General features: G+C 68.8%; 22 protein-coding genes. 11 read left to right on the plus strand and 11 right to left on the minus strand.

Going from position 1 to position 21,390, the window contains the following annotated elements; genetic code table 11:
- Nucleotides 1–166: 166 nt before the first annotated feature.
- Complete coding sequence (locus tag ACZ5BU_RS08425) at nt 167–1,066, plus strand: LysR family transcriptional regulator (protein WP_465696641.1); 900 nt, start codon at nt 167–169, stop codon at nt 1,064–1,066.
- 160 nt (nt 1,067–1,226) lie between these two features.
- Here ACZ5BU_RS08425 and ACZ5BU_RS08430 read toward each other — a convergent pair whose 3' ends face one another.
- Nucleotides 1,227–1,892, minus strand: a complete 666-nt coding sequence (locus ACZ5BU_RS08430) for an NAD(P)-dependent oxidoreductase (RefSeq protein ID WP_465696643.1) — start codon at nt 1,890–1,892, stop codon at nt 1,227–1,229.
- Nucleotides 1,893–1,971: 79 nt separating this feature from the next.
- On the opposite strand from ACZ5BU_RS08430, the gene ACZ5BU_RS08435 reads away from it, so the two are divergent.
- Complete coding sequence (locus ACZ5BU_RS08435) at nt 1,972–2,586, plus strand: TetR/AcrR family transcriptional regulator (protein WP_465696644.1); 615 nt, start codon at nt 1,972–1,974, stop codon at nt 2,584–2,586.
- On the opposite strand, the gene ACZ5BU_RS08440 is transcribed toward ACZ5BU_RS08435, so the two are convergent.
- On the minus strand, nt 2,551–3,318 hold the full coding sequence (locus ACZ5BU_RS08440) for an SDR family NAD(P)-dependent oxidoreductase (RefSeq protein WP_465696646.1): 768 nt from the start codon (nt 3,316–3,318) through the stop codon (nt 2,551–2,553). The two genes, ACZ5BU_RS08435 and ACZ5BU_RS08440, sit on opposite strands and share 36 nt — an antisense overlap.
- Before the next feature lie 50 nt (nt 3,319–3,368).
- Here ACZ5BU_RS08440 and ACZ5BU_RS08445 point away from each other — a divergent pair, with 50 nt between their 5' ends.
- The 4 genes from ACZ5BU_RS08445 (at nt 3,369) to ACZ5BU_RS08460 (ending at nt 7,259) form a co-directional block, all read left to right on the plus strand.
- Complete coding sequence (locus tag ACZ5BU_RS08445; protein ID WP_465696648.1) at nt 3,369–4,007, plus strand: HAD family hydrolase; 639 nt, start codon at nt 3,369–3,371, stop codon at nt 4,005–4,007.
- A 93-nt stretch (nt 4,008–4,100) separates the two neighbouring features.
- Nucleotides 4,101–4,793 (plus strand): FadR/GntR family transcriptional regulator, encoded by a 693-nt coding sequence (locus tag ACZ5BU_RS08450; protein ID WP_465696650.1) that lies wholly within the window; start codon nt 4,101–4,103, stop codon nt 4,791–4,793.
- A gap of 31 nt (nt 4,794–4,824) precedes the next feature.
- Nucleotides 4,825–5,262 carry a GNAT family N-acetyltransferase gene (locus ACZ5BU_RS08455; protein WP_465696652.1) on the plus strand — a complete coding sequence of 146 codons (438 nt, stop codon included), beginning with the start codon at nt 4,825–4,827 and terminating at the stop codon, nt 5,260–5,262.
- A gap of 71 nt (nt 5,263–5,333) precedes the next feature.
- Complete coding sequence (locus ACZ5BU_RS08460; protein ID WP_465696654.1) at nt 5,334–7,259, plus strand: glycosyl hydrolase family 28-related protein; 1,926 nt, start codon at nt 5,334–5,336, stop codon at nt 7,257–7,259.
- Nucleotides 7,260–7,273: 14 nt separating this feature from the next.
- On the opposite strand, the gene ACZ5BU_RS08465 is transcribed toward ACZ5BU_RS08460, so the two are convergent.
- Complete coding sequence (locus ACZ5BU_RS08465) at nt 7,274–8,830, minus strand: MFS transporter (RefSeq protein ID WP_465696656.1); 1,557 nt, start codon at nt 8,828–8,830, stop codon at nt 7,274–7,276.
- Between the two features lie 112 nt (nt 8,831–8,942).
- On the opposite strand from ACZ5BU_RS08465, the gene ACZ5BU_RS08470 reads away from it, so the two are divergent.
- Both ACZ5BU_RS08470 and ACZ5BU_RS08475 read left to right on the plus strand, forming a co-directional pair.
- The gene (locus ACZ5BU_RS08470; protein ID WP_465696657.1) at nt 8,943–9,374 is read left to right on the plus strand and encodes a MarR family winged helix-turn-helix transcriptional regulator; all 432 of its coding nucleotides are present in this window, start codon (nt 8,943–8,945) and stop codon (nt 9,372–9,374) included.
- A gap of 3 nt (nt 9,375–9,377) precedes the next feature.
- Nucleotides 9,378–10,526: a pyridoxal phosphate-dependent aminotransferase gene (locus ACZ5BU_RS08475; RefSeq protein WP_465696659.1), complete on the plus strand. Its 1,149-nt coding sequence runs from the start codon at nt 9,378–9,380 to the stop codon at nt 10,524–10,526.
- 8 nt (nt 10,527–10,534) lie between these two features.
- Here ACZ5BU_RS08475 and ACZ5BU_RS08480 read toward each other — a convergent pair whose 3' ends face one another.
- The gene (locus ACZ5BU_RS08480) at nt 10,535–10,987 is read right to left on the minus strand and encodes a hypothetical protein (RefSeq protein WP_465696660.1); all 453 of its coding nucleotides are present in this window, start codon (nt 10,985–10,987) and stop codon (nt 10,535–10,537) included.
- A 43-nt stretch (nt 10,988–11,030) separates the two neighbouring features.
- A complete protein-coding gene (locus tag ACZ5BU_RS08485) occupies nt 11,031–11,615 on the minus strand; it encodes a hypothetical protein (protein ID WP_465696662.1) in 585 nt (194 codons plus the stop codon).
- Nucleotides 11,616–11,679: 64 nt separating this feature from the next.
- Here ACZ5BU_RS08485 and ACZ5BU_RS08490 point away from each other — a divergent pair, with 64 nt between their 5' ends.
- Nucleotides 11,680–12,231 (plus strand): dihydrofolate reductase family protein, encoded by a 552-nt coding sequence (locus ACZ5BU_RS08490; RefSeq protein ID WP_465696664.1) that lies wholly within the window; start codon nt 11,680–11,682, stop codon nt 12,229–12,231.
- 39 nt (nt 12,232–12,270) lie between these two features.
- On the opposite strand, the gene clpB is transcribed toward ACZ5BU_RS08490, so the two are convergent.
- From clpB to dnaK, 6 genes are all read right to left on the minus strand, one after another.
- Nucleotides 12,271–14,859: an ATP-dependent chaperone ClpB gene (clpB, locus tag ACZ5BU_RS08495; RefSeq protein ID WP_465696666.1), complete on the minus strand. Its 2,589-nt coding sequence runs from the start codon at nt 14,857–14,859 to the stop codon at nt 12,271–12,273.
- A 167-nt stretch (nt 14,860–15,026) separates the two neighbouring features.
- On the minus strand, nt 15,027–15,563 hold the full coding sequence (locus ACZ5BU_RS08500; protein WP_465696668.1) for a GNAT family N-acetyltransferase: 537 nt from the start codon (nt 15,561–15,563) through the stop codon (nt 15,027–15,029).
- A gap of 262 nt (nt 15,564–15,825) precedes the next feature.
- Nucleotides 15,826–16,281 carry a heat shock protein transcriptional repressor HspR gene (locus ACZ5BU_RS08505; RefSeq protein ID WP_465696670.1) on the minus strand — a complete coding sequence of 152 codons (456 nt, stop codon included), beginning with the start codon at nt 16,279–16,281 and terminating at the stop codon, nt 15,826–15,828.
- Entirely contained in the window at nt 16,281–17,447 is a 1,167-nt protein-coding gene (dnaJ, locus tag ACZ5BU_RS08510) for a molecular chaperone DnaJ (protein ID WP_465696672.1), read from the minus strand. The genes ACZ5BU_RS08505 and dnaJ overlap by 1 nt, the downstream gene beginning before the upstream one ends.
- Before the next feature lie 27 nt (nt 17,448–17,474).
- On the minus strand, nt 17,475–18,167 hold the full coding sequence (grpE, locus tag ACZ5BU_RS08515; RefSeq protein WP_465696674.1) for a nucleotide exchange factor GrpE: 693 nt from the start codon (nt 18,165–18,167) through the stop codon (nt 17,475–17,477).
- Entirely contained in the window at nt 18,164–20,029 is a 1,866-nt protein-coding gene (gene dnaK, locus ACZ5BU_RS08520) for a molecular chaperone DnaK (RefSeq protein ID WP_465696676.1), read from the minus strand. The genes grpE and dnaK overlap by 4 nt, the downstream gene beginning before the upstream one ends.
- Before the next feature lie 218 nt (nt 20,030–20,247).
- Here dnaK and ACZ5BU_RS08525 point away from each other — a divergent pair, with 218 nt between their 5' ends.
- On the plus strand, nt 20,248–20,724 hold the full coding sequence (locus ACZ5BU_RS08525; protein ID WP_465696678.1) for a GNAT family N-acetyltransferase: 477 nt from the start codon (nt 20,248–20,250) through the stop codon (nt 20,722–20,724).
- Nucleotides 20,725–20,742: 18 nt separating this feature from the next.
- Entirely contained in the window at nt 20,743–21,276 is a 534-nt protein-coding gene (locus ACZ5BU_RS08530; protein WP_465696680.1) for a hypothetical protein, read from the plus strand.
- Nucleotides 21,277–21,390: the final 114 nt, after the last annotated feature.

Below are 21,390 nucleotides of genomic sequence, written 5' to 3' on the forward strand. Positions count from 1 at the left end.
TCGATGATCAAGTCGATCCACGAACAGACCCACTCCGCGATGCCTCACGCGCCGCAACGACCGTACGTCCCGAAACGCCACCCGATCCGCGCCGCCGTGAACCGGTGGCTCGTACGCCCTGCACCGCCGAAGGTCGGGCCCATGCTCGTATGCCAAGCTGAACTCCGTGATCGAGGTACGACGCCTGAAGGTGTTGCGCGCGCTTGCTGACCACGGCACCGTGACCGCGGCCGCCGAGGTGCTGCACCTGACGCCGTCCGCGGTCTCGCAGCAACTGGCGGCGCTGGAGACCGAGATCGGCCAGGAACTGCTCGAACGCCGCGGCCGCCGGGTCGCGATCACGTCCGCCGGCCGGCTGCTGCTCGCCCACGCGGACACGATCCTCGCCGAGGTCGAACGCGCCGAGGACGCGATGCGACTGCACGCGAACGGCGCGAACGGCGAGGTTCGGGTGGTCGCGTTCGCGACCGCGATCACCCTGCTGGTCGCGCCGGCCCTCACCCGGCTCCGCGAGACCAGCCCCGGTCTCGACCTGGTCGTCCGCGACGCCGAGGGCCACCAGGGCATCACCTACCTGCTCGACGGCGACGCCGACCTCGCGATCGCCGTCGAGCATCGCGGCTCACCCCGCCCCGACGACCATCGGCTGGCCCGGATCCCCTTGTACGCCGAGCCGTTCGTCGCCGTCCTCCCACCCGCACATCCGGCCGCCGGGCACGACGCACTCGACCTGAGCATGCTCGGAGGAGACGACTGGGTGATGACCACTCCCGGCAACCCGATCCGCGACGTCGTCCTGCTCGCCTGCGAACAAGCCGGATTCCAGCCCCGCGTCGTCCACCAGTCCGACGACTTCCGCGCAGTCGCCGCCCTGGTCGCGGCCGGCGGCGGCGTCTCGCTCGTGCCGCGGCTGGCCGTACCCGAACCGACCCTCGCCCTGATCCGCCGGCTCACCGACCCGGCCCCCACCCGCCGCGTCTACGCAGCCGTCCGCACCAGCCGCGCCGACCACCCACTCATCACCGCGACCCTCGCCGTCCTCACCGAGGTCGCCGAAAAACTGTAGTGTCCTGAGTCGGAAGTTCGACGGCGCTTTCGGCGCCCAGGCACGCACCTCGCGGCACTTGCCCAGCGCCCACGATGCTCCGCATCGAGGCCACTGACCAAGCACCCCGATGCACGCACCTGACCACCGAAATCTCTCGCCGAACTTCCGACTCAGGACACTAGTTCGAGATCACCACTGTCTTGCGGATCAAAGCGGTGTCGTCGATCGCCTTGAGCATGTAGGTGGCGACGTCCGCGCGAGTCATCGTGAAGCCGCCGCGGACGGATCCTTCGGTGTTGCTGCGGAACGTGCCCTTCGCGGGCTTGTCGCTCAGGCGGGGTGGGCAGCAGATCGTCCAGTCGACGGTGCTCGCGCCGACCAGTTCCTCCATCTGGCGGGCGTCGGCGAACCCTTCGCGGAGGAGGCGTTGCAGAATCGGCTTCACGACGAACTGCGTGAACGGGTCGTCGTTGCCCCCGTGAATGCCGGCCACGCTCACGACCAGGTACCTGCGTACGTCGCCCATCGCCTGGAGGATGCTGCGGGCGCTGCTCGTCAGCACGTCGCTCGGACCCTTCGGACGCGGGCCGAGGGCGGACAGTACGGCGTCGTGCCCGGCGATCACCGGGGCGATCGACTTCGGGTCCATCACGTCGGCGGTCACCACCTCGGCGAGGCCGCCGGCCACACCGGTCCGGGCCGCGACCAGCCTGAGCTCGGGTAGCTCCACCTGCAGACTCGAGCCCTTGCGGACCACCGCGGTGACCTCGTGCCCGGCCGCCACGCCTTGGCGCACCAGCTCGGTCCCGATCCGTCCGGACGCCCCGAACACAACCAGCTTCATCTCGACCCCTTCAGGTTAGTAAACACTCACCCACTATGGTTAGTGAACACTCACCAACCTGTCAAGGTAGGCTGCGCAGGTGGGAACCAGGGACGAGATTCTGGACGCGGCCGCGGACGTGCTGCGGACGCAGGGGTACGCGAAGGCGACGACCAAGTCGATCGCCCAGGTCGCCGGGTACTCCGAAGCCGCGCTCTACAAGCACTTCGCGGACAAGTCGGCGATCCTGCTCGCGGTCCTGCACGAACGGATGCCCGAGCTGCCCGGGTCGTTGAAGGAGCTGATCGGCAACCCCGGCAACGGTACGGTCCGCGGCAACCTGACCCAACTGGCCCGGACAGCGATCGACTTCTACGTCGAGGGCTTCCCGATCCTGGTGTCGCTGTTCTCGTCCCGCGAGCTGCTGACCGCGCACCGGCTCCGCCTCGAGCAACTGAACGCGGGCCCGCACCGCGCGCAGGAGGGCCTGATCCGTTACCTCCGCGCGGAGCAGAAACTCGGGCGGATCCGCCGTACCGCTGATGTCCCGGCCGCGGCGGCCCTGTTGTTCGGAGCGTGCTTCCAGCGCGGGTTCGAGGTGAACTTCACCGGGATCACGCCGTCCGGCGACGAGCTCGACAAGTACGCCGGGGCGCTGGCCAAGACGCTGTACGAGTCGCTACGGCCGGCGGCGACCGTCCAGTCCAACGGTTGACACCCGCGCGATCAGCGCCCGCGGCGTGAACCGTGCGATGGCGGCGATCAGCTTGTAGCGGCGACTGGGGATCGAGATCGGCTTGCCGGCCATCAGGTCCTTCCAGGCGGCGTCGACCAGGTCGGTCGCGTCCAGCCACATGAACGACGGGATGACCGACTTGTCCATCGCCATCCGGTCGTGGAACTCGGTGTGCACGAACCCCGGGCACAACGCCATCACCGCGACACCCTGGGCGTGCAGCCCCGTCGCCAGTCCGGCGGAGAAGCTCGTGACCCAGGCCTTGTGCGCGCTGTAGATGTTCCGCTGCAGGAACCCCGCGACCGACGACACGTTGATCACGGCACCGGAGCCGCGCTCGATCATCGGCAGTACGGCGGCGTGGGTGAGTCGCAGTACGACCCGAACCAGCAGGTCGAGTTGCTTCTCCTCGACGTCGACCGGGTTCTCCCAGAACGGTTTCTTCTGCCCGAAGCCGGCGTTGTTCACGAGTACTTCGACCGGCCCGGTACGGAAGCGCTCCTCGACCCGGGCGAGGTCGTCCGGGTCGGTCAGGTCCGCGGCCAGTACCTCGCACTCGACCCCGTGCAGCCGGGTCAGCTCAGTCGCGGTCTCCTTGAGCCGTGCCTCGTCCCGCGACACCAGCACCAGGTCGTACCCCTCCCGGGCCAGCTTGTCCGCGAACGCCCGGCCGATCCCGGTCGCCGGTCCGGTCACGAGCGCAGTCGGCATGCGAGTCCTCCCATCGATGACGCTCCCAGTGTGTCACTTACCCTGGTCGGGTGCTGGCGGACATCGACACCTGGGTCCTGGACCTCGACAACACGCTGTACCCGGCCGGATCCGCGCTCTCCGCGCAGCTCATGCACGGCATCCTCTCGACCCTCGCGCAGTACTACGGCACCGATGCCGCCGGAGCCCGCCGGATCCAGGCCGAGCTGGTCGCGGAGTACGGCACGTCGCTGCGCGGCGCGATGGTCACCGGGACGATCGACCCGCACCACTTCCTCGACTTCGAGCGCCGGATCGACTACTCGGTGATCGCACCGGACCCGGCGATGGTCGCCGCGCTCGCGACGCTGCCCGGGCGGCGGTACGTGTACACGAACGGGTCGGCGTACCACGCCGAGCAGGTACTCACCCGGCTGGGACTGACCGATCGCATCGACGGCGTCTTCGACATCCTCGCCGGGGAACTGATCCCGAAGCCGTACGCCGAGAGCCTGGACGCGTTCCTCGCCCGGTTCACCGTCGACCCGGTACGGGCGGCGATGTTCGACGACCTCGAGGTGAACCTCGCGCTGCCGCACGAGCGCGGGATGACCACCGTCTGGGTCAACGGCCGGACGCCGTCCGAGCAACTGGCCGAGCGACGCTGGCGGGCCTCCGATCTACCGGGGTTCATCCGGGCATACGTCTGATGAATCTTCGAGCCGGCCACTCCGAATAGGCTCAGTCTGGCTGGATGTGACCTGGAATGGTCTGAGGAATTACGCTTCGGGAGGAGGTGAGAGATGGCTGCTACGGACAAGGCGCTGGCCGGGTTGCGGCAGATGATCGCGTCCGGCGAGCTCGGGCCGGGGGCGAAGTTCCCGCCGGAGCCGGAGCTGTGCGACCACCTGGGCGTGTCCCGGAGCTCGCTGCGCGAGGCAGTCCGTTCGCTCGGCGCGCTGGGCGTGATCGAGTCCCGGCACGGCTCAGGCACGTACGTGTCCGCGCTCGACCCGGCCGAGATCATCAGCCGGTTCTCACTGTCGGTCGAGCTCATCCCGCTCGAGGGCGTGCTGCAGCTGCTCGAGGTACGGCGGGTGCTCGAGTCACACGCCACCGCGCTCGCAGCCGCCCGGCAGGACCCGGAGCTCGCGGACCGGCTGTGCGCCGTACTCGACCGGCTGGAGGCGACCACCGACGCGACCGAGATCCAGCACCTGGACGCCGAGTTCCACGGCTTGATCTGCGTCGCCGGCGGCAACCCGACCGTCACCGCGCTCACCGAGGTGATCCGCGGCCGCGGCGGGCACTACCGGATCTTCGAACCCGGCGCGGACTTCGATGCGATCAAACAGACCAGCGACCGCGGCCACCGCGCGATCCTCGCCGCCATCCAGACCCGCGACCCGGCCGCCGCCGCCACCGCCGCGTCCGCCCACATAGCCCAAACCGAACTCTGGCTCCGAGCCCTCCGCCCCGACCCAAGACCCGCGTGAACTCGCCCTCCGTACCGAACCAAAGGCTCGCATGAACTGGACCCTCCGCCCCGCGACCACCGCCGACCTCGAACCGCTCGCCGAGATCCGCGCCGCCGCCATGCGCCCCGACCTCGAACGCCTGGGCCGCTACGACGACCACCGGGTCCGCCAACGCCTCCGCGACTCGTTCACACCTGCCCACACCCAGATCGTCGAGGTCGAAGGCACCTTCGCCGGCTCGATCGCCCTCCGCCCGGCGGGCGACGCCAGCTGGCTCGAGCACTTCTACCTCGACCCGCGCCACCACGGCAGGGGGCTCGGCACCGCAGTTCTGGGAACTGTGCTGGCTGCCGCCGATGCGGACCGTTCGACCGTCAGGTTGAACGTATTGCAAGGGAGTCCGGCCCGCCGCCTGTACGAACGGCACGGCTTCGTCGTCGAGAGCGAAGACCCCGTGGACATCTTCATGGTTCGGAAATTTCTGTAACCTGTCGAGATCTTGCGCTGAGCACGTCGGCTGCATAACCTCCAGACACTTCGTCCGGAGGGGATCCGCCAATGTCCCGTTCACACCTGCTCGCCGTCGCACTCACGATCGCGCTGCTGAGCACCACAGCCCAACCGGCAACCGCCACGACGTCCCCGCGCATCACCCGCGCCGGCCTCGATCCAGCACTCGTAGCAGGCCGCGGCGCCGACGTACCGTTCGTCGAGCAGGAGGCAGAGAACGCCACCTTCACCGGCGAACGGATCGGCCCAGGGCGGGACGCGTACACGCTCCCCGCCGAGGCCTCCAACCGCACCGCCGTACGCCTGCAACCCAAGCAGTACGTCGAGTTCACCCTGACCCGCCCCGCGAACGCCTTCACCCTCCGCTACAGCATCCCGGACGCACCGGCGGGCGGCGGCATCACCGCGCCCCTCGACGTCACCGTCAACGGCAAGCACAAGCGCACGATGACGCTGACATCGCAGTACGCCTGGCTCTACGGCATGTATCCGTTCTCGAACGACCCGAACGTCGACCCGATCCCCGGCTGGTGGAAACCCGAACCCGACCCGGTCGCGAAACCGTTCCGCCCGAACCACTTCTACGACGAGCAGCGCGTCCTCCTCGACCACACGTACCAGGCCGGCGATCGCGTACGGTTCGCCGTACCGCAGAACACGCCCGCAGCCTGGACCGTCCTCGACGTCGCCGACTTCGAGCTCGTCCAAGCGCCACTCGAGCAGCCGAAGCGGTCGCTCGACGTACGGCTGTTCGGTGCCGACCCGACCGGCCACCGCGACGCGGCGCCCGCGATCGACCGTACGATCGCCGCCGCGAAGAAGCTCGGCCGGTCCGTGTTCATCCCCGCGGGCACGTTCCAGGTGAACCGCCACATCGTCGTCGACCAGGTCACGATCCGCGGCGCCGGCAACTGGTGGACGATCATCAAGGGCAAGGTCCTGCCGCTCGCCGAACCGGCGCCGGACAAGTCGACGCACAGCGCGCCGGGGTTCTACGGCAAGTACACCGGCAGTACCGACGTCCACCTGTCCGATTTCGCGATCGAGAGTGACGTCCGCGAGCGCATCGACACCGACCAGGTGAACGGGATCGGCGGCGCGATCGGCGGCGGCTCGACGATCGAGAACCTGTACCTGCACCACACCAAGGTCGGGATCTGGCTGGACGGCCCGTTGGACGGCCTGCTGATCCGGAACAACGTGATCACCGATTCGGTTGCTGACGGCATCAACCTGCACCTGGGCGTGTCCAACGTCAGGGCGACCAACAACTTCATCCGGAACAGCGGCGACGACGGTATGGCCATGTGGTCGGAGAACTTGGCTGATCACGACAACGTGTACGACCACAACACCGTGCAGACACCGGTCGTCGCGAACGACATCGCGATCTACGGCGGGCGGGACAACGCGGTCACCGACAACCTGGTCGCGGATCCGATCCGCGAGGGCAGCACACTGCACGCCGGGTCCCGGTTCAACGCGACACCGTTCGAGGGGACGCTGACGTTCGCGCGGAACACCACCGTCCGCGGCGGACCGCGCGACCTCAACTGGGACATCGGCCTCGGCGCGATCTGGCTGTACGCGTTGCAGTCCTCGATGTCCGCCCGGATCGAGATCACCGACAGCTCGTTCCTGGACTCGACGTACAACGCGATGATGTTCGTCGTCGACTGGCCGGTGAAGGACGACTACGCGATCAGAGGAGTTGCCGTCCGCAACATCCACGTCGACGGCACCGGGACGAACGTGGTGAACGCCCGGGTCGGCGGCTGGGCGACGTTCGAGAACGTCGACGCCCGCAACGTCGGGGCGCCGTTCGTGAACAACTGCGGGACGTTCCACTTCAATGGACCGCCGGAGTTCGAGGTCCGCGACCTGGGCGGCAACGACGGCGGCTGGACCGGCGCGAGCTGGTGCGAGGACCGGCCCACCGTCGTACCGCCCCCGCCGCCGTCACCCTGGAACTGAGGATCCTCAGCCCATCACAATCGTCCGGCGTCGGCGGGCTTACGCTCGCCGGGCTGGGGAGCCGGCGATTGTGATGGCCTGGGCACCCGGAACGCGAGCACCAGGACTACGGCGCCGACCAGGACGATGCCGGCACCGACCAGGGCCGCGACATGCATGGCGTGGATGAAGGCGTCGTTCGCGGCCTTCACCAACTCCGGGCGGCCGAGCGTGCCCGCCACGTGCCGGGTCGCCTCGGCCGATGTACCGGCGGCATCCGGGAGGCCGACGAGCGACGGCGCGATCCGATGCTGGTACGTCGACGAGACGATCGTGCCGAGAATGGCGACCCCGAGGACGCTGCCGACCTGGCGAAGGACGTTGTTGACGGCCGACCCGGCGCCCATGCGATCGAGCGGAAGCGTCGCCAGTACCGCGGTCGTGGTCGGGGCCGTGGTCATACCGATGGACAGACCCACGAGTGCGCCGACCACTCCGACCCACACCAGCGAGGTGTCGACGTCGTAGAGCAGGTTCATCGAGGAGCACGCCGCCAGCACGAAGACCGCCGTACCCGAGACCTTGGCGACGCCGAACCGGGCTGCCAGCCTCGAACCCAACTGCGAGCCGACGATGACACCGCTTGCCGCAGGCAACGACATCAGACCGGCCGACAGGGCGCTCATCCCGCGGGCGCCCTGCAGGTAGAACGCGAGGTAGAAACTCTGGCCGGTCAGTAGCAGGAACACGACCGCCAGGGTGAAGTTGCCGGCCGCGAACCGGCGGTTGCGGAACAGGCGCGGATCGAAGCTCGGCTCCCGTTCCCGCCACTCGGAGAAGATGAATCCGGCGAGCAGGACCAATCCAGCCGCAATGCTCGCCCAGACCTGCCAGCGGTTCCAGCCGCCCTGGTGGCCGCCTTCGATCAGTCCGTACGAGAGGCCGAGCAGACCGAGGGTGGACAGGCCGAGGCCGAGCGGATCGAGCCGGCGGCGCTGTGGGCTTCGTGGGTTCGGCAGGACGAGCGCCGCGCCGACCAGGCCGAACGCGACGATCGGCAGGTTGATGGTGAACACCGAACCCCACCAGAAGTGGTCGATCAGCAAGCCGCCCAGCACCGGTCCGACGGCGACGCCGACACCAGCCGACGAGCCCCAGATCGCGATCGCGCCCGCCCGGCGTTCCGGTGGGAACGTCCAGCCGATGATGGCCATCGAGGTCGGCATGATCAGCGCGCCGCCGAGGCCCATCGCGGCGCGAGCCAGGACGAGCGCGACCGGTCCGGTGGCCCAGGCGGCCCAGGCCGAGGCGCCACCGAAGATCAGCAGACCGAGCATGAGGACGGTCCGGTGCCCGTAGCGGTCACCGAGAGCACCGGCCAGGAACAGCGCGGTGGCGAAGAGCAGTGAATAGATGCCGACGGCCCACTGGAGTTGGCCCGGCGTGGCGCCGAGGCCATGGACGGGGTCGGCCAGGCGTTCGAGAGCGATACCGAGAACGGTCGAGTCGATCCAGATCAGGACCGCCGAGACGACCAGGATGGCGAGAATGCGGCGTTGCCGCCGCTCGGGGATGAGGTCGATGGAGGACACGAAATCTCCTATAATTGTCAGGACCCTGACGAGAACTCGATCATCCTCGATTGACAGGAACCTGTCAATCTCCTTTTCGTGTCCACTCACGGACCCGGGCAGAATGGGGAGCATGGACTCCTATGGCGACGACGGCTGCGTGACGTTCCTCGTCCGGCACGCCTGGCTGAGCATGCGCTCCGTGCTCGCCGAGGCGCTCGACGAGCACGGGCTGTCGGTGCAGCAGTACGGGACGCTGCTCTGCGTCCGGAAGGATCCGGGTCTGACCATCGCCGACGTCGGCCGGGTGGTCGGCACCACGCGGCAGTCGGCCAACGAGCTGATCACCGGGATGGAGCGGGCCGGGCTGATCGAGCGCAGGCCGAACCCGAAGGACCGGCGTACCCAGCAGGTCCACCTGACCGACGCCGGAGCCCGCCGGCTCGACGAGGCGACCCCGGCGATCCGGAAGGTCGAGGACGAGCTCGAGGCGTCGTTCACGGCGGCCGATCGCTCGTCCGCGCGCGCCTGGCTTGCACACATGGTCACGGCCGTCGAAGGTTGATGGATGCGCGCACACGCTGAGCGGTTGGAAGGCCTCGGTACGACGATCTTCGCGGAGATGTCCGCGCTCGCCGTCGCGACCGGATCGGTGAACCTGGGCCAGGGCTTCCCGGACCGGGACGGGCCGGACTCGCTGCTCGAGGACGCGATCGCCGCGATCCGTTCCGGTGCGAACCAGTACCCGCCCGGTCGTGGCGTACCGGCGCTCCGGCAGGCGATCGCGGATCACCAGCAGCGGTTCTACGGGCTCACGTACGACCCGGCCACGCAGGTCCTCGTCACCACCGGCGCGACCGAGGCGATCGCGGCCGCGCTGCTCGCGTTCGTCGAGCCCGGCGACGAGGTGATCGCGCTCGAGCCGTACTACGACTCGTACGCGGCCGGCATCGCCTTCGCCGGCGGCCGCCGCGTACCGGTCACGTTGCGCGCCCCGTCGTACCGCCTGGACCTCGACGAGCTCCGCGCCGCGGTCACGCCGCGGACGAAGGTGCTGCTGATCAACTCCCCGCACAACCCGACCGGCACCGTACTCACCGACGACGAACTCCGCGGCATCCGCGACGTCGCCGTCGAGCACGACCTGGTCGTCATCACCGACGAGGTCTACGAACACCTGGTGTACGACGGGACGCACCGGCCGCTGGCGACGTACGACGGGATGGCGGACCGGACCGTTTCGATCAGCAGCGCCGGGAAGACGTTCGCGGTCACCGGCTGGAAGATCGGCTGGGTCACCGGCTCGCCCGAGGTGGTCACTGCCGTGACCACCGCCAAGCAGTTCCTGACCTACACCTCCGGCGCCCCGTTCCAGCCCGCCGTCGCCAATGCCCTTGCCCTAGGCAACGAGTACTACGAGACGTTGTGCGCTGACCTGCGCACCCGCCGGGACCTCCTCTGCGACGGCCTGACCACGCTGGGCTTCGAGGTCCACCGCCCCGCCGCCACCTACTTCGTCACCACCGACATCCGCCCCCTCGGCCACACCGACGGCATCGAGTTCTGCCGCCAACTCCCCGAGAAAACCGGCGTGGTAGCCATCCCCACCCAGGTCTTCTACGACCACCAATCAGCCGGGAAACCCCTGGTCCGCTGGGCCTTCTGCAAACAACCCGAAGTCCTCCAAGAAGCCCTCACCCGACTGAAGAAGCTCTAGCGACGTCCTCAGTGAACGTGGAACCAGAGTTTGGTGGGACGTTGGAGCATGAGGGTCAGCAGGGCGACGTGGAGCGCCAGGCCCAGGAGGCTTGCGGGTAGAGCCATCAGGCCGCCGGCTATGCCCATGGCGGCTACTGCGATCAGCATGTAGCGGGCCCACGAGTGGCGCTTGCGGATGTAGATGGCCGGTACCAGGTAGATGACCGCGCAGACGAGAGCGGCCGCGACGGCGACCGGGGTGTTGCCGCGGGAGCCGGTGAGGACCTGGGAGATCTGGGCGCCGGCGGACGTGAGCGCCAGGCCGGCCAGTAGCAGGCACATCGCGCCGAGACCGGCGGAGATGACCGCGGCGACCGTGACCTGCTTCGGGGTGACGACCTCCCGGTAGTCGTACGGATCCGGAACGCCACCGAACAACCCGCTGTACGGGCCCGGCTCGTCACCGCGCTGCCCTGTCATCAACCGTCCTTCCACAACCCCCGTATCCCCCGATCCTCCCAGATCACCCAAGCCGTACGACGGAGATGTCGAGGTGCGGGAATCCGTCGAGCGGCGTCACGTCGGCGGCGGGGAGGAAGTGGACGGTCGTGCCGGTGGTGCCGTCGGGCTCGAGCGGGTCCAGGCCGGTGACCGGTATGCCGTGTTCGTAGCGCTGGGTCCAGGAGCCGTTCGTGCGGCGGTTCGTGTGGATGAGCCACTGGCTGAGGGCAGCGACCACCGACACGCCGCGACGCGGGTGGCCGTCCGGTAGCAGCGGGGCGGACGGGTCGTCGAAGAAGCGGAGGTCCTTGGTGGCCATCACCGGTTTCCGCACGACGTTCCCATGTTCGTCGACGCGGGTGTCGGTGCCGCGGCCGTAGTCGGTGACCGCGATCGAGCCGTCGGCGTGCAGTTCGACGGTGCAGGCGCCGCGTTCCCCGAACGACTCCGCCTCGTCGTCCGCGTACGCGAGCACCTCGAGCAGCAGATGCCGTACGCCGCCGGGCGCGTACCGCTCCGGATCGGCCCGGATCGCCTCCAGGTGTGCACGGTCGACCGAGGCCGCCCAGTCGTGGGTCGTGTTGATCCAGTCAGCGCGTGAAGTCACGGTCCATTCTCCCCGATTCCTTTCGCCCGCGCGCCCGGTCTACACACCTGACGAGAGGAGAATCATGCGCAAGCTCATTGCTTCGACCCTGATCACGCTCGACGGTGTCGTCGAGGATCCGGGCGGCATCGGCGGTACGTCATTCGGCGGCTGGGCGCAGCCGTACTTCCAGGACGAAGCGGTCCGGCTGTCCATCGAGAAGCTCGCGTCCTGCGACTACTTCCTGTGCGGACGCCGTACCTACGAGATGTTCTCGGCCGCGTGGGGCGACGCGGACGACCCGTACGCGAACCGCCTCCGCGAACTGCCCAAACTTGTTGCCTCCAGCACCTTGACCGGCGAGCTGACCTGGAACGCGACGCTCCTGAAGGGCGACGCGATCGCGGCGCTCAAGCGGATCAAGGCGGAGGACGGCGGCGACATCATGATGTACGGCAACCCGACGCTTCTGTACAGCCTGCTGGAGAACGGCCTGGTCGACCAGCTGGACCTGTTGGTGCACCCGCTCGTCCTCGGCACCGGTACGAAGCTCGAAGGCCCACGCACCGAGCTCAAACTGACGGCGCAACACACCCTCGAGACAGGCGTCGTCGCACTCAGCTACGAACCCGCATAAAGGAAAGGGGCCCGGCAAGAACCGGGCCCCATGCACAACTCATCGTGCGGCAGAGACGTCCAGCGCGTCCTTGGACTCGTTGAGCGTCACCCGTACGGTCTCGCCGTCGCGGATCGAGCCGTCGAGCAGACCGCGGGCGAGCTCGTCGCCGATCGCGGACTGCACCAGCCGGCGCAGCGGACGGGCGCCGTACACCGGGTCGTACCCGGTCATCGCCAGCCACTCCATCGCGCCCTCGTCGACGTCCAGCGTGATCCGCCGGTCGGTGAGCCGGCGCTGCAGGCTGTCGATCTGCAGGCCGACGATCTGCGTCAGCTCCTCGCTGCCGAGCGCGTCGAACAGCACGATCTCGTCCAGCCGGTTGATGAACTCCGGCTTGAACGACGTCCGTACGACCGCCATCACCTGGTCCCGCTTGACCTTGTCGTCCAGCGACATGTCGGCCAGGTACGCCGAACCGAGGTTGCTGGTCAGGATCAGGATCACGTTCCGGAAGTCGACCGTACGACCCTGGCCGTCGGTCAGCCGCCCGTCGTCGAGCACCTGCAGCAGGATGTCGAAGACCTCGGGGTGCGCCTTCTCCACCTCGTCGAGCAGGATCACCGAGTACGGACGACGGCGGACCGCCTCGGTCAGCTGGCCGCCCTCCTCGTACCCGACGTACCCGGGCGGAGCACCGACCAGCCGCGCGACGCTGTGCTTCTCGCCGTACTCCGACATGTCGATCCGGACCATCGCCCGCTCGTCGTCGAACAGGAAGTCCGCGAGCGCCTTCGCCAGCTCGGTCTTGCCGACACCGGTCGGACCGAGGAACAGGAACGATCCGGTCGGCCGGTCCGGGTCGGAGATGCCCGCGCGGGCCCGCCGGACGGCGTCGCTGACGGCCTTGACCGCCTCGCGCTGACCGATCAGCCGGTGCCCGAGCTCGTCCTCCATCCGGAGCAGCTTGCCGGTCTCGCCCTCGAGCAGGCGCCCGGTCGGGATGCCGGTCCACATCGCGATGACTTCCGCGATCTCGGTCGGGCCGACCTCCTCGTTCACCATCGCTTCGGGGCCTTCGGCGACCTCTTCCTCGGCGTCGGCGGCCTCCTCGAGCTCCTTGGTGAGCTGCGGGATCTCGCCGTACAGGATCCGGGCCGCGGTCTCCAGGTCGCCGTCGCGCTGGGCCCGTTCGGCCTGGCCGCGCAGCTCGTCGATCCGCTCCTTGATCTCACCGACCCGGTTCAGGCCGGACTTCTCCCGCTCCCACCGGGCCTCGAGCGCACGCAGCTCCTCCTCGCGGTCGGCGAGGTCGGCGCGCAGCCGCTGCAGCCGTTCCTGCGACGAGGGGTCGTCCTCACGGGACAGCGCGAGCTCCTCCATCTTCAGCCGGTCGACGGTACGGCGCAGCGAGTCGATCTCGACCGGGGACGAGTCGATCTCCATCCGCAGCCGGGACGCGGCCTCGTCGACCAGGTCGATCGCCTTGTCGGGCAGCTGCCGGCCGGTGATGTACCGGTTGGACAGCGACGCCGCGGCGACCAGGGCGGAGTCGGAGATCGCGACCTTGTGGTGCGCCTCGTACCGCTCCTTCAGACCGCGCAGGATCGCGATCGAGTCCTCGACACTCGGCTCACCCACGAACACCTGCTGGAACCGGCGCTCCAGCGCGGGGTCCTTCTCGATCCGGGTCCGGTACTCGTCGAGCGTGGTCGCACCGATCATCCGCAGCTCGCCGCGGGCCAGCATCGGCTTCAGCATGTTGCCGGCATCCATCGCGCCCTCACCGGACGCACCGGCGCCGACGACGGTGTGCAGCTCGTCGATGAACGTGATGATCTGACCGTCGGACTCCTTGATCTCGGTCAGCACGGCCTTCAGCCGCTCCTCGAACTCACCGCGGTACTTCGCACCGGCGACCATCGCGCCGAGGTCGAGGCTGATCAGCCGGCGGCCGCGCAGCGATTCGGGGACGTCGCCCGCGATGATCCGCTGGGCCAGCCCCTCGACGACGGCGGTCTTGCCGACGCCGGGCTCACCGATCAGCACCGGGTTGTTCTTGGTCCGGCGGGACAGCACCTGCACCACGCGGCGGATCTCGGAGTCACGCCCGATCACCGGGTCGAGCCTGCCGTCCTTGGCCCGCTCGGTCAGGTCGACGCCGTACTTCTCCAGCGTCTTGGTGGTGCCTTCGGCCTCCGGCGAGGTGATCCGGCGGTTGCCGCGCATCTCGTCGAACGCCTTCAGCAGCGCATCGGCGGTCACACCGAGCGCGGACTGAGCCGGCGTCTCGACGGTCGCGAGCGCGATCAGCAGGTGCTCGGTGGAGACGTACTCGTCACCCAGCCCGAGGGCCCGCTGCTCCGCCTGGTTCAGCACGTCACCGGTCTTCGGCGACAGGCTCGGCGCCTGCACGCTGCCACCGCTCGCCTTCGGCAGGCGGCTCAGCTGCTCGGCGGTCTTCCGGCGTACGGCGTCGAGGTCGCCGCCGGCCGCCTCGAGCAGGCCGATCGTGGTGCCCTCGGGCTGCGCGAGCAGCGCAGACAGCAGGTGAATCGGCTCCACGGTCGGGTTGCCCGCCGCGGAGGTCTGACGGATCGCGACCGACAGGGTTTCCCGCGCCAGGGTCGTCAACCGCTGAACGTCCATCTGGTTCCAGCCTTTCAAGTTCCAGCAACAACAGTCACCAGACACAACCTATCCAAACTTGAGTCCATTCCACTCAACTCTGGGAGATTCCAGGGTCATCTCAGGGTTCCGGACGGACGAGAGGGGTGGCGCCGGTTCCGGCACCACCCCTCGAGCGGGCAAACTGATCAGCTGGCGAACTCGGACGCGCGGATCCGGTACACCTGCAGATTGAGGTCGTAGTACTTGTCGGTCTCGCCGACCCACTCCATGCCGAGGCGTTTCGCGGTCGCGATCGCGCGGGTGTTCGCCGGTCGGGCGACGGCGAACAGCTCGTCGACCTCACCGCCGCTGAACGCCCAGCGCATCAGGCCGCGGCTCGCCTCGGTCGCGTACCCGTGACCCCAGGCGCTCGGGCGGAGCTGCCAGCCGATCTCCAGATCCTCCTCGTACGGCGGGAGCAGCCGGATCAGCAGTGCGCCGACGACCTCGCCGTCGGCGCGCCGCGCGACCGCCCAGCGGCCCGCGGGTACCACGAAGTTCGGCTGGGCCTCGATCCAGGACTGCAGGATCAGCCGCATGGTCGCGGCGTCCGGCACCTTGTCGATGGCCGGTGACAGCCAGGGCGCCACGTCGGCGGAGCCAAAGATCTCCAGCGCGGCGTCGGCGTCGTCTTCCTCCCAGTCCCGGATCACAAGCCGGTCCGTCTCCAGCTTCAGCGTCACCTGGCCAGCGTATGCGGTCACGCGCCGCAGACAACAGGAACGGACGGTGAACGAGAACCGCAGGGCGGTCCTGGCACGGACGGTGAACGAGAGAACCGCAGGGCGGTCCTCAACGGACCACCCTGCGGTGGCCGAAGGGCGCCGGGGGGACAGCGCACCTTCGACTTGCGGAGGCGCCGATGGGGGAAACGACGACCTCCGCCGCGCCGGAGGTGCCCGAGGGGTGGTTCGGAAAGCCTCCGGTGGCTTGTTGTGCGGGGGATCAGCGCGAGCCGAGTTCCAGAGGCTGGGTGCGGATCCACCGGGTCGTGGTCTGCTGCCGGCCCATGGCGATCACGTCGCCCGCGGGGCCGGCGGAGAAGACCCGGCTCGCGGCGGGACGCCGGGAGGCGCCGACACCACGCTGGACCTCTGCCAGTAGCTGGTTGACCCGCTGACGCAGGTCCTCCACTTCGGACTGTAGCGCGAGAACGTGCCGAATGCCCGCGAGGTTGACGCCCTCTTCCTGGCTCAGGTGCTGAACGTACCTGAGCTTGGCCACGTCGTAGGCCGAATACCGCCGGCCGCGGCCGGACGCCCGGCTCGGCACCACCAGCCCGAGCCGGTCGTACTGGCGCAACGTCTGCGGATGCATACCGGCCAGCTGGGCCGCCACCGAGATCACGTAGATCGGGGTGCGGTCGTCCCAGGTCGGCACCTGGCTGAACGGGATACCCATCAGGAACTCCCGAACAACCCGGCCCGCAGATCAGGATGGTCGGACGCGGAGTTGAACTCCTGCAGCTTTTCCTTCTGCTCGTCGGTCAACTCGTGCGGCACCTGCACCTCGAGGGTGAGCAGCAGGTCGCCCTTCGTACCGTCCCGGCGCACCGAACCCTTGCCGCGGACGCGCAGCTTGCTGCCGTTCGCCGTACCGGCCGGGATCCGGACCGTGACCGGCATGCCGTCCAGGGTCGGGACCTTGATCTCGGCACCCAGCGCCGCCTCGGTGAAGCTCACCGGGACGCTCAGCGTCAGGTGCTCGCCCTGCCGGCCGAAGATCCGGTGCGGCTTGACGTGCACGGTGACGTAGAGGTCGCCCGCGGGGCCACCCCGTTCGCCCGCCGCGCCCTTGGCCTTCAGGCGGATCCGCTGACCGTCCTGCACGCCCGCGGGGATGCGGACCTGCATGGTCTTGCTCGACTGGCCGCGGCCGGAGCCGTGGCAGGTCTCGCACGGCTGGTCGACGACCAGACCGCGGCCCTTGCACTCGGTGCACGGCTCGGTCATGGCGAACACGCCGCCCTGGACCGAGGTCTGCATCCCGGTGCCCTCGCACTTCAGGCAGACCTTCGGCACTGTGCCGTACTTCGCGCCGGTACCGCGACAGGTCGGGCACGGCTCGTCGCTGGTCATCCGGAGCCCGACCGTGACACCGTTCACGGCCTCGGCGAACTCGATCGTCGCCTCGGTCTCGATGTCCTGGCCGCGCCGCGGGCGGGCCGTCGTCGAGGTGGTCGTGGTCCGCCCACCACCGCCGAACATGCCGCCCAGGATGTCCCCCAGCCCGCCGCCGGCGCCCTGGCCGCCACGGTTGAACAGGTCACCGACGTTGAAGTCGAACCCGCCGCCCTGGCTGCTGCCGCCCGGCATCCGGAAGCCGCCGCTGCCGAACAGCCGCCGCGCCTCGTCGTACTCCTTGCGCTTCTTCGGGTCGCCGACCACGTCGTACGCCTCGGAGACCTCCTTGAACTTGGCCTCCGCCTTCGTGTCGCCGGCGTTGGAGTCCGGGTGGTACTGCCGCGCGAGCTTGCGGTAGGCCTTCTTGATCTCGTCGGGCTCGGCGGTCTTGGAGACGCCCAGCACCTTGTAGAAGTCCTTCTCGATCCAGTCCTTCGTGCTCATCTGGCGCCTCCCCTCCCGTCGTGCCGGTTACTCCGCGGACTCGTCCGCGGGCTTGTCGTCATCAGTGCTCTCCACCGGTGCGTCGGCCTTCGCGGCTTCGGCCGGCAGTTGTTCGGTCGGCTCCGACACGGCCACCCGGGCCGCCCGCAGGACCCGCTCACCGAGGCGGTAGCCCGGCTGCATGATCATGGTCGCGGTCGGGCCGTCGACCTCGTCGGAGTAGTTGTGCAGCAGGGCCTCGTGGATCCGCGGGTCGAAGGGGTCGCCCTTCTCGCCGAACTTCACCAGGCCGAGCTTCTCGGTGACCCGCTCCAGCGACTCGGAGACCGCCTTGAACGCGCCTTCCAGCTCACCCGCCTCACGGGCCCGGCCGATGTCGTCCAGGATCCCGAGCAACTCGGTGAGCACGGTGCCGACCACCAGTTCGCGGGCCGCCTCGCGGTCCCGGTCGACCCGGCGCTTGTAGTTCACGTACTCCGCCTGCAGTCGCTGCAGGTCCGCCGTACGTTCCTTCAGCGCCTCGGTCAGCAGGGCCTCCTGTGCGGACGGACCGACCAGGTCGGACGGATCCCGCGGCGGCTGCTGGCCGTCGGGGCCGTCGGCCGCGGGAGCCCCTTCGGAGGGCTCCCGCAGCTTTCCGGTGTCCGGGTCGATCCGGCGCTTGTCGCGGATGACGGGCTCGCCGTCACCGAACTCGCTGCCAGTCGGTCGATCCGTCACTTGTCCTCCGTCTTGTCCTGCGGCCGGTCCTCGTCCACGATCTCGGCGTCGACGACGTCGTCGTCGGTGCTGCTGCTCGAGCTCGCGTCGTCGGAGGTGGCGCCGTCGGTCGAACCGCCGGCGGCCTGGGCGTTCGCGTACATCGCGGCACCCATCTTCTGGCTGGACTGGGCGAGCTTCTCCGACGCGGTCTTGATCACGTCGGCGTCCTCACCCTCGAGGGCCTTCTTCAGCTCGGCGACGCCGTCCTTGACCTCGGTCTTGACGTCGTCCGGAACCTTGTCCTCGTTCTCCTGCAGGAACTTCTCGGTCTGGTAGACCAGCGACTCCGCCTGGTTGCGGTTCTCCACGGCCTCGCGGCGCTTGCGGTCCTCCTCGGCGTACTGCTCGGCGTCGCGGACCATCTGGTCGATGTCGGTCTTCGGCAGCGCGGAGCCACCGGTCACCGTCATCCGCTGCTCCTTGCCGGTGGCCAGGTCCTTGGCGTTCACGTGCACGATGCCGTTCGCGTCGATGTCGAAGGTGACCTCGATCTGCGGCACGTTCCGCGGCGCCGGCGGCAGGCCGGTCAGCTCGAAGTTGCCGAGCGACTTGTTGTCGCGGGCCATCTCGCGCTCGCCCTGGTAGACCTGGATCATCACCGACGGCTGGTTGTCCTCGGCCGTGGTGAAGATCTCCGAGCCCTTGGTCGGGATCGTGGTGTTGCGCTCGATGATCTTGGTGAACACGCCGCCCTTGGTCTCGATGCCGAGGCTCAGCGGGGTCACGTCGAGCAGCAGGACGTCCTTGACCTCACCCTTCAGCACACCGGCCTGCAGGGAGGCGCCGACCGCGACGACCTCGTCCGGGTTCACGCCCTTGTTCGGGTCCTTGCCACCGGTCAGCTCCTTGACCAGGTCGGCCACCGCGGGCATCCGGGTCGAACCGCCGACCAGGATCACGTGGTCGATCTTGCTGACGTCGATCCCGGCGTCCTTGATGACGGCCTTGAACGGGGCGCGGGCGCGCTCGAGCAGGTCGTTGGTCATCTTCTGGAACTCGGCCCGGGAGAGCTTCTCCTCCAGGTGCAGCGGGCCGGAGTCGGTCAGGCTCAGGTACGGCAGGTGGATCGTGGTCTCGGCCGCGGCGGACAGCTCGATCTTGGCCTTCTCGGCGGCCTCGTTCAGCCGCTGCATGGCCATCTTGTCGCCGGACAGGTCGGTGCCGTTCTTGTTCTTGAACTGGGTCACCAGCCACTGGACGATCCGGTTGTCCCAGTCGTCACCACCGAGGTGGTTGTCACCGCTGGTCGCCTTCACCTCGAAGACACCGTCGCCGATCTCCAGCAGCGAGACGTCGAACGTACCGCCACCGAGGTCGAAGACCAGGATGGTCTGCTCGGCGCCCTTGTCCAGGCCGTACGCGAGCGCGGCCGCGGTCGGCTCGTTGACGATCCGGTGCACCTTCAGGCCCGCGATCTCGCCGGCCTCCTTGGTCGCCTGGCGCTGCGCGTCGGAGAAGTACGCCGGCACGGTGATGACCGCGTCGGTGACCTGCTCCCCGAGGTACGCCTCGGCGTCCCGCTTCAGCTTCTGCAGCACGAACGCGCTGATCTGCTGCGGGGTGAACTTCTTGCCGTCGATGTCGACGGACCAGTTCTCGCCCATGTGCCGCTTGACGGAGCGGATGGTGCGGTCGACGTTCGTGGTGGCCTGGCGCTTCGCCACCTCGCCGACCAGGACCTCGCCGTTCTTGGCGAAGGCCACCACCGAGGGCGTCGTGCGCGCTCCCTCGGCGTTGGGGATGACGGTGGGCTCGCCACCTTCCAGTACGGCGATGACGGAGTTCGTCGTACCGAGATCGATTCCGACCGCGCGGGCCATTCTTTACCTCCACGAAGTTGAGTGATGCAGACTCAATGTTGCCCGTTCGTCCGCCTCGGTTCAAATCCGTGACGCAACAAACTTGAGTTCACTAGGCTCAACATTGCACACGGCCCAGGTCATTCCCAAGGGCGGGCCCCGATTTTCGGGGTCCCGGCCAGGGTGCAGCCAGGGAGACCCCTCCCGGAGCAAGCGTTTACCGTGCGACCCTGGGCAGTGTGAGACTCCGCCCGATGACCGCCGCCGACGCCGCCGCGGTCGTCGCGCTGAACGCCACCGCCGACGGGCTCGTCGAGCCGCTCGGCGCCGACCGGCTGGACTGGCTGCGGCTGATCGCCGCACACGCCGTGGTCGTCGACCTCGACGGTACGCCGGCCGGTTTCGTGCTCACGTTCTCGCCCGGATCGGCGTACGACGGGCTCGCCTTCGAGTCGTTCACCCGGACGTACGCGGACCGGTTCCTGCTGATCGAGCGGATCGTGATCGACCCCGAGCACCGCCGCCAGGGCATCGCGACGAAGGTGTACCGGGCGATCGAACGCTCCGCGCAGCCGTTCGACCGGGTGGTCGCCGCCGTCCGGGCCGAAACGCCGGCCTTCACCTTCCACACCGGGCGAGGGTACGAGGTGGTCGGCAGCCAGCGCCTCCCCGACGGCACCGTCACCGCGCTGATGTCCAAGGAGCTGACCACCTGAGCCGCTAGCGTCGGGGCGATGAGCATCGCGATCGACGTCTCAGCCGGCAACAGCCGCACCATCGTCAAGGGCATCGTCGGGCTCGGCGTCGCCGCCGCGGTCTGCCTGGTCCTGAGCGTGCTGGCGAGCGGCAGCGTACGGACCACGTTCCTGGTGCTGACGGTGATCCTGCTGCTCGTCGGCGGTATCCCTGCGCTGAAGCTGCGGACGCTGACCCGGACGCGGCGCTTCTGGTTCGACCCGAACGGCCTGCGGTACGAGGACCCCGCCGGGTCGTGGGGCTGCTACTGGGGCGAGCTGGCCGGTCTCGCCGTACTGACCTCCGGCCACACGGTCCGGAACCCGCAGACGAACCTGCCGCAGGTCTACGGCCCGTACGTCCGCCTCCTGCTGATCCCGGCCGCGCCCGACTTCCTGATCCGGCATCCGGAGCTCGCTCAGGACCCGAGCGGGCAGATCGTCATCCCACTCGGGCCCAACCCCGAACTCGTCCCAGCCCTCGACCAGGCCGCCCGCACCTACGCGCCCGGCCTGTACCAGGGCACCCGCTGATCCGGCTGACCCGCCGGACCTAGATGTGATGTCCAGGGAGGTTGGTCAGTCGGGTGATGGGTGGTTGGCCTCCGATGGCGGAGTGGGGTCGGTGGTGATTGTAGAAGTGGAGCC

Source organism: Kribbella sp. NPDC031520 (genome assembly GCF_055580825.1).